Below are 14,233 nucleotides of genomic sequence, written 5' to 3' on the forward strand. Positions count from 1 at the left end.
TATCATTATAGCGCTAAAAAGAATTGAAAACAAAGTTAAAATAGTTCGAAATAGAAAAAAGCAAGTCATCTCATTTGAATAGAATGACTTGCTTTAAAGAGTGTTAACTATCATTTTATAAGAAAATGATAGTTAGTACACCTACGATAATACAGTAGAAAGAGAAATATTTTAAATTTCCTTTTGCCATAATGTTCATAAACCATTTTAATGAAATATATGTCATGATGAATGTTGCGATGAAGGCAACAATATAAGGGACAAATAATGTATCTAAATTTGGATCGTTTGCAATGTCTGTAATACTTAACAATAAACCACCTAAGCTAACAGGAATGTATAGTAAGAATGAGAAGCGAAGAGCTGTTTCTTGCTTCATACCAAGTAACATTGCTGCTACGATTGTAGCACCTGATCGGCTTATACCAGGAATTAGTGCGCAAGCTTGTGCTAGACCGACAATGATTGCATCTTTCATAGAAAGATCGCCATCATTTTTACGTCCACGCAAGTTTCGAATAATCCAAAGACCGATAGCAGTAATAAGAAGAGAAATCCCAACCATTTTAACACCTTTTAAATATTGGTCGATATAATCTTTAAATAAAACTCCAATTACACCTGCTGGAATGGTTGCAATAACGAGGTAAATAATAAAGAAAAAATCTGATTTTGCATCTTCTGCTCTTGTAAATATATAAGATAGACCATTCTTTGTTAGACGAATTAAGTCATTTCTATAAATAAGTAATACAGCTAATAATGAAGCTGAATTAACAAGTAGCTCAAAGCTAAACCCTTCTATTTTTAGTCCTAGCAAATGCTGTGCTAAAACGAGGTGACCGCTTGAAGAAATCGGAATTGGTTCTGTTAGTCCTTGGAATAGACCAAGAATTAAATATTTTAAAATGTAATAAAATTGTTCCATAACATCCTCCTTGTGTATTAGTCGAAAGAAACAACTTTTTTATTATAACAAAAGAGAGAGCGAATATTGAGAAGAAAATAATATTCGAAATATATAAAAAATCCCCTACTACGTCATAGGGGATTTTTTATATTACTGAGAAATAACTATTTCTTGAATACTTTTTGATAATTGGACATCAACTTTTTCAGTATCATTAATATGATTCATAATAGTAGTATTTAACTTTTGGAACAGTAGTTGTGTATTTTCAAATTCTCGTAATATATCATCATTACAAGATTTTTGGTTCTCGATAGCTTTAATAACAGTTGTAGCGCCACTTTGTAATGTTTGAATCATAATTAAAATATTTTCGATTCTAGCGTTAGTATCAGCGCTCATTTCTACACCTTCATCAACTAAATGTAAATTATCTTTTGTATTTTCATATGCTTTTTCAATTTCTTCTTGAATTTTTTTCGTTAAGTTACCGATGTTTTTTGTACTTTCAGCTGTGCTTTCTGCTAGTTTTCTTACTTCATTAGCAACAACAGCGAATCCTTTACCGTGTTCTCCAGCACGTGCAGCTTCAATACTTGCATTTAACGCTAGTAAATTTGTTTGTGCTGCAATGTTTTGAATCACTTCTACAATTTGTTCAATTTCTTTAGAGCGTTCACTTAAATGATTCATACTATTAGAAGTACGTTGAGATTGTTCACCTAACTTATTAATTACAATGAGTAAGCGATGAACGGATTCTTTTCCTTCATTAGAGCAATCGATAATTTCCTCAATAGCTTGAATTAAGTTTTTCTCTTTTTGTAGCATTTCGTTATTTAATTCGTTGGAATGTGTAGTACGCATAGAAACATTTTCAAAGCATGCGTTCAATTGTTGAATTAAATTTTGGAGTGTATGATGTTGGTTATTTACAAGTTTGTGCTCTTGCATAACGTTTTTTACACGATTATGGATATAAGATATAATTTCTTGTTTTTCCACATCTTTTTGTTTTAATTCTGTTTCTAGTTCATGTATATGAGTTTCTAGTTGATCAATTTTATGTTGGAGTGATTTCTTTTGAGTAAACATTTTATTTAATTCAACCGCCTTTAGGGTTTTTAATTTTTCTATATTTGGATTCTAGCATCTTTCGTAACATTTAAATATAGTATTTTTTAAATATTTAAGAATCTATTACATTTTATTCATAATTCTCTCTTTTTTGTCATGAAAAATAAACTGTATTTAATGGTTTTGTAAACAAACTGTAAAATAAATCATGTATAACTGTATAAGAAGGGAGTCGGATTATGAACTATTTTAAGCGAATCAGTAGTCTAGTATTAGCAGGAATTATCGGTCTTTCTAGTACAGTCGCTGTAAAAGCAGAGTCAAACGACGAGAAACTTAACAACATGCAACAGCAATTGCAACAAAACGATGCAGAAATGCAAAAGAAAGAGCAAGAGAAGCAAGCTGTTAGTAAAGAAATTAAAGGTATCGAAAACGAACTACATAATTTAAATAATACAATTGCAAAAAATAAAGAGGATCAAGCTGCTATTCAACGTAAAATCGATGAAACACATAAGCAGATTGAACAAAAAAAAGCAGATATTGTCGTTTTAGAAGATAAAGTCCTTGCTCGTAAGGACATTATGAAAAAACGTATGGTTTCTGTTCAAAATAGCTCAAATACGAGTTTAGTAGTAGAGGTTGTTGTAGAATCAAAAAACTTTGCTGATTTTATACAACGTATGAACGCGGTATCTACAATTTTAGATGCAGATAAAGAAATTTTACGTCTACAAGAACAAGATCTTCGTCAAATTGAAGAAGATAAAAAAGAGATTGACGAAAAAGAAGCATCTTTAGTAGTAGATAAGCAAAAATTAGCAAAAGCACAAGCTGAGTTGCAAGATAACTTGAAAAAGCGTCAAGGTAACTTACAAGCAGTTCAAGCTAAATATAATACGATTGCAAGCCAACTTAATTTAGCAGCAGAAGAAAAAGCTAAAATTGAGTCAAATATGAAAACAGTACAAGAAACAATTGCTCGTGAACAAGAAGCAGCGAGAATTGCAGCAGAAGAGCGTGCAAAAGCGGAAGCAGCTGCAAAGGCTGAGCAAGAAGAGCTAGCGAAAGCGAAGGCAGCAGCAGCTAAGCAAAAAGAGGAACAGGCAGCTAAGCCGGCAGAGCCTGTAGCAAAAAATACAACACCAGAGTCTAAGCCAGACCCTAAACCAGCTCAAGGTGGAAAAGAATTTTATGTAACAGCAACTGCTTATACAGCTGATCCATCTGAAAATGGTTATAAAGCGGGTGAAACTGTAAAATCTAAGATGGGGCATAACTTGACTGCAAATCCCAATATGAAATTAATTGCTGTAGATGAGGCAGTTATTCCATTAGGATCTACTGTATATGTAGAAGGTTATGGAACAGCAATTGCTGGAGATACGGGTAGTGCAATTAAAGGTCATATTATCGATTTATTAATGCCAGATTCTGCAACAGCTAATGCTTGGGGTAGAAGAACTGTTAAAATTACAATTTTAAACTAAATAAAAATCCAACTTCACAACAAGTGAAGTTGGATTTTTTTGTAGAAATAATGTTAAGTTGAGTTTACATTTTGTTAAGAGTAGCATACAATAATGGCAAGAGGTGGTAAATTTGACCATTTTAAACAGAGTGAAGGAATTAAGAGCTCGTTTTAATTTCACACAAAGTGTATTAGCAGAAAAGGTTGGAGTAACGAGACAAACGATCGCTGCAATTGAAAAAGGGGATTATGTTCCTTCGTTGTTATTAGCACTTACGATTTGTGATGTATTCGAGTTAAAGATGGAAGATGTGTTTGTTTTAAATAAGGAGGGGGAAGAGAATGAATAGAATTGGGGTTTCTTATATCTTAAATGTGCTGAGATTTATGATAGCTTTTTGGGCGTTTATTGAGCTCTATTATGCTTGGATAGAGCTAGCAAATATTATTGAAACTGAGAAATTACCGTTTGAAGTAACAATCAATATGATGCCATTAGGAGTGTTAACAATTGTAGCTATTATAACGACGGTTTTTTATAAAGTTCAAAAGAAGAAACATAAAGCTCTTTCTTATTGGATGTACCCGTTATTATTTCCACAAGAAGACGAGCGGGAAAAAGCAATTACACAAAAAGCATGCCGGACAACATTTGTTTCATTCTGGTATGGAATAGTTATTGCTATTGGATTTTTAACACTTTCTCCTGTAGCTAATTTATATATTCCTGGATACCCATTATATATTTTATTTTTCATGCTTTTTATTCAAATGACAGTCTTTTACGTATCCCTGTACAGAAATAAATTAGTCTAAAAAAGAAACCTTCTTGCTGAAGCGAGAAGGTTTCTTTTCAGCTTACACTTGTGCATATAGCAATATTGTCTTATCATTTTATATAGAGTAAGATTTTGTAACGGAAAGGAATCGTATATGAACAAGCAAAGAATTTATAGTATAGTAGCAATCCTGTTATTTGTTGTAGGTGGTGTGTTAATTGGAAAGCCATTCTATGATGGATATAAAGCAGAAACGAAACAGACAGAAAATGTGCAAGCAGTTCAAAAGATGGCATATGAAAAGCATGAAACGGAATTTGTAGATGCTTCAAAAATTAATCAACCAGACTTGGCAGAAGTAGCGAATGCATCGTTAGATAAGACACAAGTAATCGGTCGTATTTCGATTCCAAGTGTTTCAGTAGAACTTCCCGTTTTAAAAGCTTCTACTGAGAAAAATCTATTGTCAGGTGCAGCGACAGTAAAAGAAAATCAAGTAATGGGAAAAGGGAATTACGCGCTAGCAGGACATAATATGTCTAAAAAAGGTGTTTTATTTAGTGATATAGCATCTTTGAAAAAAGGCGATAAAATTTATTTATATGATAATGAAAATGAATATGAGTACGCTGTTACTGGTGTATCTGAAGTAACTCCGGATAAGTGGGAAGTTGTAGAAGATCATGGGAAAGATGAGATAACGCTTATTACATGTGTATCTGTAAAAGATAATTCTAAGCGTTATGTTGTAGCTGGTAATTTAGTAGGAACGAAGGCGAAGAAGTAAAAAAGAAGGTCAACTCTTTAAAGAGTTGACCTTCTTTTTTACTATTGTTGAGAAATAATAGAATATTTTAGTTGGTATTTAAAAATCCTTCTATTTATGTATAATAAAGTTAGAATTCTAGATTTTGGGAGGAACAAGAGTGAGACAACAGGTGAAGAAACTTCTTTTAACAACAAGTGTAGCGTTATTGGTAGCACCAATTTCTGCTTATGCACATCCAGGGCGTACAGATGCGAATGGTGGACATACGTGTCGTACAAATTGTGAAAAATGGGGATTACAGTACGGGGAATATCATTATCACAATAAACCAGCTTCTAGTAGTGGTGCAACGGATCCAGCTCCTAGTCAAAATAATAATGGTGCCGTAGAAGCTGAAAGACAAGCGGAAGTGCAGCGCAATGCTGAGGCTGAAAAACAACGTAAAGCAGAAGAAGCACGTAAAGCAGAGGAAGAGAGACAGCGTGCTGCAGAAGAACAGCGCAAAGCAGAGGAAGAGAGACAGCGAGTTGCAGAAGAACAACGCAAAGCAGAATCTGAAAAGGGACAAGCTGAAGGGCAAAAAAGCGGAGAGATAGATTTTAAAGCAGGAAAGAATAATGCAGAAGGACATGTAGCTGGAAAGTCAGATGCATATAAACAAGAATTTACAACTGCGTATGCTACGGCATGGTCTTTAGAAGAACAGAAAAAAGCGCATTTTGAAAAAGGTAAAGAGCAAGGGTTAGCACAAGAAGCAATGGACGATAGTCAAATTACTCCTGAGTTTAAGGTGAACTTTGCAGAAGGTTTCCAAGTAGGTAATAAAGAGAGAACCGAAAAGATTGAAAAAGAACAAGCGGAACTTGGTGAAAAGGCTGGTAAAGAATTAGCTGAAAAGAAACCTGGAAATACTGAAAAGGATACATATGTGAAAGCATTTGAAACCGCGTATGAAACAGGATATAAGTCTGCCAAAAAAATGACGGAAAAAGCTGGATATACATATGCATTTGAAAATTATGATTTGAAAGTTCCTGCTAAGTATGAAAAACACGAATCATTAAAGAAATGGTTTACGGAAGGATTTAAATCAAATGAAAAGGCAGCAGAAATCCGAGAAGAAGGATATAAAAAAGGAGATAGCTGGCTGTCATTCTTCTATAAAAACTTCGTACCAAGTGAATATAAAGAGCACAAAGATCTGTATGAACAAGCAATAGAAAAGGGCGAGAAAGCATAAAAAAAGATGAGGAGAAATTCCTCATCTTTTTTAATCCATCCATTTCACTAATTTCTTAGAAATTAATAATAAAACACAACCTAAAACAATCGCTGCAGCTCCGATTACTGTAAATACTTCAGAATATCCAAGTGAAGTTGTAAAGCTCGCAAGTTGTCCGCCTAAAATGTTGGCGATTCCTGAGCTTGCTAGCCATACCCCCATTAATAAAGAAGCAAGTTTTACTGGAGCAAGTGCACTAACCATTGATAGTCCAACAGGTGATAAGAATAGCTCACCTAACGTATGGAAAAGATACGTAAAGACGATAAATAGTAGGTTTGCTTTTTCTGTAATGTTATGTTCATCGCTACCTGTTTTTAATGTAGCGATAACGAGAATGATATAACCGATACCGAGTAGGATCATACCAAGTCCCATTTTTGTTGGGATTTTTAAATCACCTTTTTTTCTAGTTGCAAGTTTTGCCCATAATGCTGAAATGATTGGAGCAAGTAAAATAATAAATAACGGATTGACCGATTGGAACCAAGATGTTGGAACTTCCCATCCGAACACAGAGCGGTCTACAAATTTGTTTGTATATAATGTTAACGAGCTACCAGCTTGTTCAAAGCCAGCCCAGAAGAAGACAACGAAGCATGTTAAAATGACGATAACTGCGGTACGTTGTTTTTCTTTTTTTGTTAACGGTGTATCTCCTACTGTTGGTTGTCCAGCAGCCGTTTGTAAATCGCGAGTTGGTTTTTTACCGATATCACCAAGGAAGCGATTAGATAGTGTTGTAAATAAAATTTGTCCAATGATCATTCCGATTGAAGCCGCTAAGAAACCGTAACGGAATCCGTAATGAACAACGCCATCTACTGTTGTTTTGAATAAATTTTCTGATAAAAATCCGCAAACGAGTGGAGCTAAAAATGAACCGACGTTAATACCCATATAGAAAATTGTAAATGCACTATCACGTTTTGGATCGTGCTCTTCGTATAATTCTCCAACAAGTGTAGAGATATTCGGTTTGAAGAATCCATTACCGATAATAATAAGCGCTAATCCGAGGTATAGGCCGACTTGGTTTTGCAAGGCAAATAGTGTAAGGTTACCGATTGCCATTGTTATACCACCAATTGTGATGGCTTTTCGTTTACCTAGAAAACGGTCTGTTAAGTATCCACCGATCAATGGTGTGAAATAACAAGCTCCAGTATAAAATCCGTAAATAGAGAGTGCCCAAGCGGGACTAAACCCAAGACCACCACTTACTAAAGCTGTTGTTAAATATAATGTTAATAATCCTCGTAATCCATAGTAACTAAATCTTTCCCACATTTCTGTAAAGAAGAGTAAGTATAAACCGGGAGGATGTTTCTTTTTTCTTTGTTGTTCTCTTTCTAGTTGTATCGTTGATTCCATGTGATTTTTCCTCCTGACACAAACAAAAAACAAAGTTAATAGTTTTGTATATTTAATATTTTACTTTATTAACTATTGGAAGTCAATGAAGGTTGATTTTTCAGAAGAAATTGGAAAAGGGAAATGTCTATAGAATGGGTGTTTCTTTTGTGGTAGACTATGGACTATGTTTTCTTTGTAAGGAAGCGGATTATCGCGTTTTTCCTACGTGTGGAATAGATTTCATACATGATGAAATTGAAGAAGGAGAAAGAAATGAAATTGTTACAGAAAAAAGAAATTTTACTTATTAGTCTTATGTTATTCTCGATGTTCTTTGGAGCAGGGAATCTTATATTCCCACCTTTCCTCGGATACGAAGCGGGAGAGCATGTGTGGATTGCATTGCTAGGTTTTATTATATCAGCAACAGGGCTTCCGATATTAGGTGTTATTGCTATTGCGAAGGCAAGAAGCTTTCAAACGTTAGCGGGTAGAGTTCATTCTTCATTTGCCATTATTTTTCCGTGTATTGTATATGTATTTATTGGACCTGGTCTTGGTATACCGCGTGCAGGAAGTTTAGCTTTTGAAATGGGTCCAGGGCAGTTACTCCCAGAAGCGGGAAGCTTTGTATTATTGTTTTACACAGTTATTTTCTTTAGTATTGTGTATTGGTTAAGTTTATCACCATCTAAATTAATGGGCTTGTTTGGAAAGGTTTTAACCCCTTTATTATTATGTATGATTGCCATTATATTTATAAAAAGTATGTTTACATCAGTAGGCAGTTTGAAAGAGCCTGCAGGAAATTATGGACAAGCTCCTATGTTCCAAGGTTTTTTAGATGGGTATTTAACGATGGATGCGCTAGCGGCTTTAATCTTTGGGATTGTGATTGCAAATGCCCTACGTGCAAAAGGTGTTGAAGATGATAAAGGTTTAGCGAAATATATGAGTATTGCTGGAATCGGGGCAGGACTATTACTATCTGTTATTTATGTCGTCCTCGGATATGTTGGTTCAATTAGTGGCTCGTTGGGGACATTTGATAACGGTGCGCAAGTGTTAGCGCAAGTTATGACGGCATTATTTGGACAAGGTGGAGTAGTTTTATTAGGTCTTATTTTTACTATCGCGTGTTTATGTGTTTCGATTGGACTCGTTACGTCTTGTAGTCAATTTTTCGCTAGTGTATTTCCGAAAGTATCTTATAAAGTTTGGGCGTTTATATTAAGTCTTGTTAGTATGATCTTAGCTAATTTAGGATTAACACAAATTTTAAAAGTATCAGTACCAATTCTCGGATTTATTTATCCCGTTGCACTAACCCTTATTATTTTAGGGTTATTCCATAAGTATATTGGAAAGTATGTATATGTATATTCGGTATCGATTGGAATCGTAGCGTTATTTAGTGCCATTGATATTTTAAATAAAAATGTGATGATGAATAAGTGGACACCAGTATTGAAATACATTCCGTTTTATACAGAAGGTGTTGGATGGATTGTTCCAGCTATTTTCGGTGTTTGTATTGGTGTTATTGTTAGTATTGCTATAAATAAGAAGAAATAAGTAAGAGGTGTTTTCCTATTTCGGAAAACACCTTTCTTTTTTTGGAAAAATGGTATCGAACATGAATAGACTAATAGTATGATAAGGATAATTGGTAATATATAGGTTTAATAATGATCGGTAATGAGGGGGGAGCGTATGAAGGGAGATTTAAATAAGAAAATAGAAGCACTCGAAACGGCAATTGAAACGATGCAAGAGACACTTTATGATTTGAAAGCGAAGCAAAGGGAAATTGAAAAGGTTCAGCAAAATGTTAATAAGGAAAAGAAAGAATACATTGAGACGGTAAGTAATAAAAAGTTACAAGAAGATGTAGTTAAGACGAGGGAGTCCATACTAGAGCCAAAGGTGAAACAAGTAGATATATCTGCATTTAAGCCGGAACCATTTAATATTATAAAGTTTTGTCAAACATGGTTACCACGCATATTTGTCGGTATTATGCTACTCGGCGTTATTTGGTTATTTAAAGCAGGAGTAGATGCTGGATTATTAACACCAGCGATACGGGTTGTGTTTGGTATAGTACTATCTGCCGGTTTGTATTACGTAGGAGATATACAAATTAAAAGAGAGCGGCAAGCGTTAGGGCTAGTATTAGCTGGAGGAAGTATTACGGGAATTGTTTTAACAACGTTTGCGGCACACTATTTATATGAGTTTATTCCTGCAAGTATTGCGTTTATCTGTAATATTGTATGGGTTATTTTAGGGATTTATTTAGCGAAAAGATATAGATCGGAATACCTCGCTATTTTTGTGGCGGTTGGAGCATTTTTTGTTCCTTTCTTGTTAAATAGTACGACTCCTAATACGTATATTTTCTTTAGTTATGAGACGATATTAACAATTAGTTTATTATGGTATGCATTGAGAAACCGTTATAAGTACCTGTATATGATTTCTTATGTGGTTGCGGCAATTGTCCTATTTGTCTTCTTTGCTGTTATGTCAATATTAGTAGGAAACGTGCAAGTGCAGTTAACAGTTGTATACGGTGCCATTCATTTACTGTTATTTTGGCATATGTTTTCGGAAAGAACATTCATACAAGAAGCAAGATCGGCGATATTTAGTGCGAATGCAGTTTTCTTTATTTTAGCCATCTCCCAAATTCCTGAATTTACAACGTGGGGATTAGTTATAAGTGCATTTGTGCATGCTGTTATGTTCGTACTTGAATATAGGAAGAATAAGCAATCTATCTTTACAGATTTGTTATTTGGTTTTGCAATGGGATCATTTAGTTTAGCGATTTTATATGAGTATAGTTTGGTGAATGCAGCGATCGTATTATTGTTACAAGGTTTCCTCGGTATGGTGACTGCTATTAAAGTAAAGCAAAATATTAAATTGTATGTAAGTGCAACGATTTATGCGATTGGAATGGTACAGACGATTTTTAGCCCATTTGATGAGTTCATTTCAGCAGGGTTTGTTGCTCATATTATATTAATAGGAACGTTCTATTATTGCATGAGACAAGCGAAAGAAGTGTTAGTGAGTTTAGGTAAATATGTTTATTCTATAGCGCTCTACTCGTTAATGATCATTGTATTTATTACAATTACTAGAATCGGTGAAGTTCTTTCTACAGATGGAAGTATCATTAGCGTATCTGTATCATTATTATGGATGGTATATGCTTTATTTGCAGTTTGGTTTGGCCGTTATAGACAGATGAATGAAATATTATATGCGGGATTAGTCGTATTAGTAGTAACAGTAGGGAAGTTATTCCTTCTCGACTTACCAGAGGTGTCTATGATGATTAGGGCAGTATTATTCTTAATTGTCGGTAGTATAGGCATTGTTATCTCAAGAATGTTTTTCTCAAAAGAAGAGAAGTGAGAAGAAGGCAATCCATATGTGGATTGCCTTTTTCATTATTTTTTATTAATCGTTACAGTTTCACTATATTTCGCTGTCGTGTTTTGACGTAGACGAAGTGTTGCTTGTCCAGTTGTATTTGGATCAAGTTGTACGTTCACAATTTTTTCAGCAGATCCTTGGTTATTTGTTATGAAAGAGAATGTACTGCTATATCCGAAAGAAGACGGCCAAGTGCCATTTGTATTTTGAACTTTTGCTACCTGTGTTCCGCCAGTTGTGAAAATACCTAAAGAATAATTATTGTACGTTGTATTTGGTAATAAGTTATTTACTTGAATCTTCATTTGGAACACTTCATTGTTTGGTAGAGTACTAGGGTGTGTAATTACGTAATCATTCGTTGTCACTGCACCGTTATAGCCGTATGAACCTGGTTTAAAAGTATTTGTATTGAACCACTGGTAACCTTGATTTGGTGCGCTCCAAGGTTCTGGTTGTGGTTCTGTTGATAGACTTGGCTGTTCAAATGTTTGTAGAGCTGTAGGTGCATCAAGCTGTAAACCACTTACTTGATCTAAGCTTGTAAATGTTTCTTGCTTCGCTAACCAATTCACTATGTTTTTTAATAGAACAGCATCGTTTTCTTCTTTATAACCATCATAAGTTTTCTTCGTTTGACCGGAGTCTTCACGAACATATTTTGGCGATGCATCTTCAACAGGGGAAGAATCACCAATAAAGGCTGCTTTTCCAAGACCAACTTTTGAAATAGCAGCATAAGGCCCCTCTGCAACACCACCGCCGTTATAAACGCCGCTATCAACAGCGTTATTCCATTTTGATGGATTTTCTGGAAGATACACAAGACCTTTTGCTAGTTTTGGATTTGTAATCGCAAGAGTAGAGCCAGCATGCATTGCTACCGATGAAACGCCTTCTGTAATTCCGAATGATTGTGCAGGTGAGACGATATTTTTAGCTGAAACATCACCAAGTGCATTGTAACGGAAGCGAATGCCAAAATTATCGGATAGCCAATCAGAGCTTTCTACTCCTTGCATAGCTTGTGATGTTGTTTCTTCATTAGACATACCCTTTGCTGGATTATCCCATGCCCCGCGCCTATATCCATTGAACACCTCTGAGGAGTCCCAGCGGTTTTTATTACGATCTGCATTATAATGATCGGCAATGAAGAAAATACTGCCACCGTTTTTCACGTATTGTAACATTGCATCTTGCTCAGATTTTTTATAAGGAATATTTGCTTCTGGAACGATAAATACATTGTAATTTTTTAAATCGTCGTATGTAATAGATGTTGATTTACGAAGTTCTTTTACATAATATCCGTTTTGGGCAATGCCGTTTCCGAAATCAGAAAAACCGCCATCAATAACCCAGTCAGCTGTCCCAGCCGTTTGACCGTGCGTATTATCGAATAATACTTTCTTCCCATTGTTTTGGTTTACAACTTTTGCAGCAATTTCAGGAGCTGGGTCTACGGAGCTTTCGGCATAAGTAGACGGAATGTAGGAACTCCCTATACTAAGTGTGATTGCTGTTGCTAAAGAAAATTGAATCCATTTTTTATTCTTCATAGAAGAATCCCCCTAAAAATAAATATATGTGCTTTAATAATGTAATTGATTTTTCTATGAAAATAAAGATAGAAAATATTAAATAGTGCAAAGATAACGTTAATTTAATTGAGAAATATTTGCGCGAATAATGAAAAAATCTCTCCCTAGTAAATTAGGAAGAGATCGTGGACTTAACTAATTTTTGAATTAGATGATTGATCAATCTTATGAAAACCTTTCGTATAATACACGATAGCCAAGCCGATAAGCCAAATTGGACCGACGATTAATGCGATTCGTGTATCTTCTGAATAGACCATTATACCTAGTACAAGTACAAGGAAGCCGAGTGAGAAATATGAACTTAATGGGTGTAAAGGCATTTTATATGCTAGCTTATCCTTTTTATTAGTCTGTAATCCTTTACGGAATTTAATTTGCGCGACTAATATAATTCCCCAAGTCCAAATTGCACCGAAAGTTGAAATACTAGTTAGCCATGTAAACACTTTTGCAGGAACAAGATAGTTTAATATAACGCCAACGAGTAAAACGATTGCTGTTGCGACGATTCCTTGACTTGGAATACCGTTTTTATTTAAACGGCCGAATCGTTCAGGAGCTTTCTTTTGTTGTGCTAATGTAAATAGCATACGGCCTGTACTAAACAAACCACCGTTACAAGAAGAAAGAGCAGCTGTTAAAACGACAAAGTTAATAATACCTGCTGCCTTTGCAATACCGATTTGCTCGAATGTTAATACGAATGGGCTTCCTTTCTCACCAAATTCGTTCCATGGATAAATTGCCATCATAACGAATAGAGCTCCAACGTAGAATAATAAGATTCTCCAAAATACGTTATCAATTGCTTTTGCAAGTGTTTTTTTCGGATTTTGAGCTTCACCAGCTGTAACCCCGATAAGTTCGACTCCTAAATAAGCGAATAATACCATCTGTAAGGAAAGTAGTAATCCAGAGAATCCATTTGGGAACCAGCCTCCGTGCTCCCAAAGATTTGAAATGCCAGTGGCAACGCCTCCGTTTCCAAATCCGAATAAAATAATCCCAGCACCGACTACTATCATACAGATAATTGTGACAATTTTAACGAGAGCAAACCAAAACTCAAGTTCTCCAAATACTTTTACAGATAAGAAGTTGAAAGCACTCATTAATAAAAGAGCTAGTAACGCCCAGATCCAACGCGGGATATCTGGGAACCAGTACTGCATGTAAATTCCTGCCGCTGTAATTTCCGCCATACAAGTAACAACCCATAAAAACCAATAATTCCAGCCTGTAATATACCCGGCTAGTGGGCTGATGTAATCATTTGCATATTTACTAAAAGAGCCAGCAACCGGTTGTTCAATTGCCATTTCTCCGAGTGCGCGCATAATGAAAAAAATAACGAGTCCGGCAATCATGTAACCTAGTAAAATGGATGGTCCAGCTAGTTTAATAGCGGAAGCTGATCCTAAAAATAGTCCAACGCCAATTGCTGAACCGAGAGACATTAAAGTAATATGGCGCTGTTTTAAACCGCGGTTTAAAGTTTCAGATTTGTTTGTTTGCTGCATAAGAAGAAT

The 14,233-nt window shown here is 35.1% G+C and carries 11 protein-coding genes and 1 pseudogene; 7 read left to right on the top strand and 5 right to left on the bottom strand.

Annotation, left to right across the window (positions count from 1 at the left end; translation table 11 throughout):
* Window positions 1–115: 115 nt before the first annotated feature.
* Together BAU27_RS24245 and BAU27_RS33625 are read right to left on the bottom strand one after the other, a co-directional pair.
* Window positions 116–928 (bottom strand): undecaprenyl-diphosphate phosphatase, encoded by an 813-nt coding sequence (locus tag BAU27_RS24245; RefSeq protein WP_071743741.1) that lies wholly within the window; start codon window positions 926–928, stop codon window positions 116–118.
* 132 nt (window positions 929–1,060) lie between these two features.
* Window positions 1,061–1,579, bottom strand: a pseudogene (locus BAU27_RS33625) (methyl-accepting chemotaxis protein); the annotation flags it as partial.
* Window positions 1,580–2,226: 647 nt separating this feature from the next.
* Between BAU27_RS33625 and BAU27_RS24255 the strand changes: the two are divergent.
* The 5 genes from BAU27_RS24255 to BAU27_RS24275 all read left to right on the top strand — a co-directional run bounded on the left by BAU27_RS24255 (window position 2,227) and on the right by BAU27_RS24275 (window position 6,249).
* Window positions 2,227–3,480, top strand: a complete 1,254-nt coding sequence (locus tag BAU27_RS24255; RefSeq protein WP_071772217.1) for a 3D domain-containing protein — start codon at window positions 2,227–2,229, stop codon at window positions 3,478–3,480.
* Window positions 3,481–3,583: 103 nt separating this feature from the next.
* Window positions 3,584–3,811 carry a helix-turn-helix transcriptional regulator gene (locus tag BAU27_RS24260; protein WP_083596137.1) on the top strand — a complete coding sequence of 76 codons (228 nt, stop codon included), beginning with the start codon at window positions 3,584–3,586 and terminating at the stop codon, window positions 3,809–3,811.
* Window positions 3,804–4,277, top strand: coding sequence for a DUF2178 domain-containing protein (locus tag BAU27_RS24265; RefSeq protein ID WP_071772219.1), 474 nt, complete (start codon window positions 3,804–3,806; stop codon window positions 4,275–4,277). Before BAU27_RS24260 ends, BAU27_RS24265 begins: the two co-directional genes overlap by 8 nt.
* Before the next feature lie 117 nt (window positions 4,278–4,394).
* On the top strand, window positions 4,395–5,027 hold the full coding sequence (locus BAU27_RS24270; protein ID WP_071772220.1) for a class A sortase: 633 nt from the start codon (window positions 4,395–4,397) through the stop codon (window positions 5,025–5,027).
* 139 nt (window positions 5,028–5,166) lie between these two features.
* Complete coding sequence (locus BAU27_RS24275; protein ID WP_071772221.1) at window positions 5,167–6,249, top strand: YHYH domain-containing protein; 1,083 nt, start codon at window positions 5,167–5,169, stop codon at window positions 6,247–6,249.
* A 30-nt stretch (window positions 6,250–6,279) separates the two neighbouring features.
* Here BAU27_RS24275 and BAU27_RS24280 read toward each other — a convergent pair whose 3' ends face one another.
* The gene (locus tag BAU27_RS24280) at window positions 6,280–7,665 is read right to left on the bottom strand and encodes a peptide MFS transporter (RefSeq protein ID WP_071772222.1); all 1,386 of its coding nucleotides are present in this window, start codon (window positions 7,663–7,665) and stop codon (window positions 6,280–6,282) included.
* 255 nt (window positions 7,666–7,920) lie between these two features.
* Between BAU27_RS24280 and brnQ1 the strand changes: the two genes are divergently transcribed.
* Window positions 7,921–9,222, top strand: coding sequence for a branched-chain amino acid transport system II carrier protein BrnQ1 (brnQ1, locus tag BAU27_RS24285; RefSeq protein WP_083596139.1), 1,302 nt, complete (start codon window positions 7,921–7,923; stop codon window positions 9,220–9,222).
* 138 nt (window positions 9,223–9,360) lie between these two features.
* Window positions 9,361–11,076 carry a DUF2339 domain-containing protein gene (locus BAU27_RS24290; RefSeq protein WP_071772223.1) on the top strand — a complete coding sequence of 572 codons (1,716 nt, stop codon included), beginning with the start codon at window positions 9,361–9,363 and terminating at the stop codon, window positions 11,074–11,076.
* A 35-nt stretch (window positions 11,077–11,111) separates the two neighbouring features.
* Here BAU27_RS24290 and BAU27_RS24295 read toward each other — a convergent pair whose 3' ends face one another.
* On the bottom strand, window positions 11,112–12,659 hold the full coding sequence (locus BAU27_RS24295; protein WP_071772224.1) for a DNA-binding protein: 1,548 nt from the start codon (window positions 12,657–12,659) through the stop codon (window positions 11,112–11,114).
* A gap of 173 nt (window positions 12,660–12,832) precedes the next feature.
* Entirely contained in the window at window positions 12,833–14,224 is a 1,392-nt protein-coding gene (locus tag BAU27_RS24300; RefSeq protein WP_071772225.1) for an amino acid permease, read from the bottom strand.
* Window positions 14,225–14,233 lie beyond the last annotated feature (9 nt).

The organism is Bacillus sp. NH11B, assembly GCF_001884205.1.
Taxonomy (GTDB): Bacteria; Bacillota; Bacilli; order Bacillales; family Bacillaceae_G; genus Bacillus_A; species Bacillus_A proteolyticus.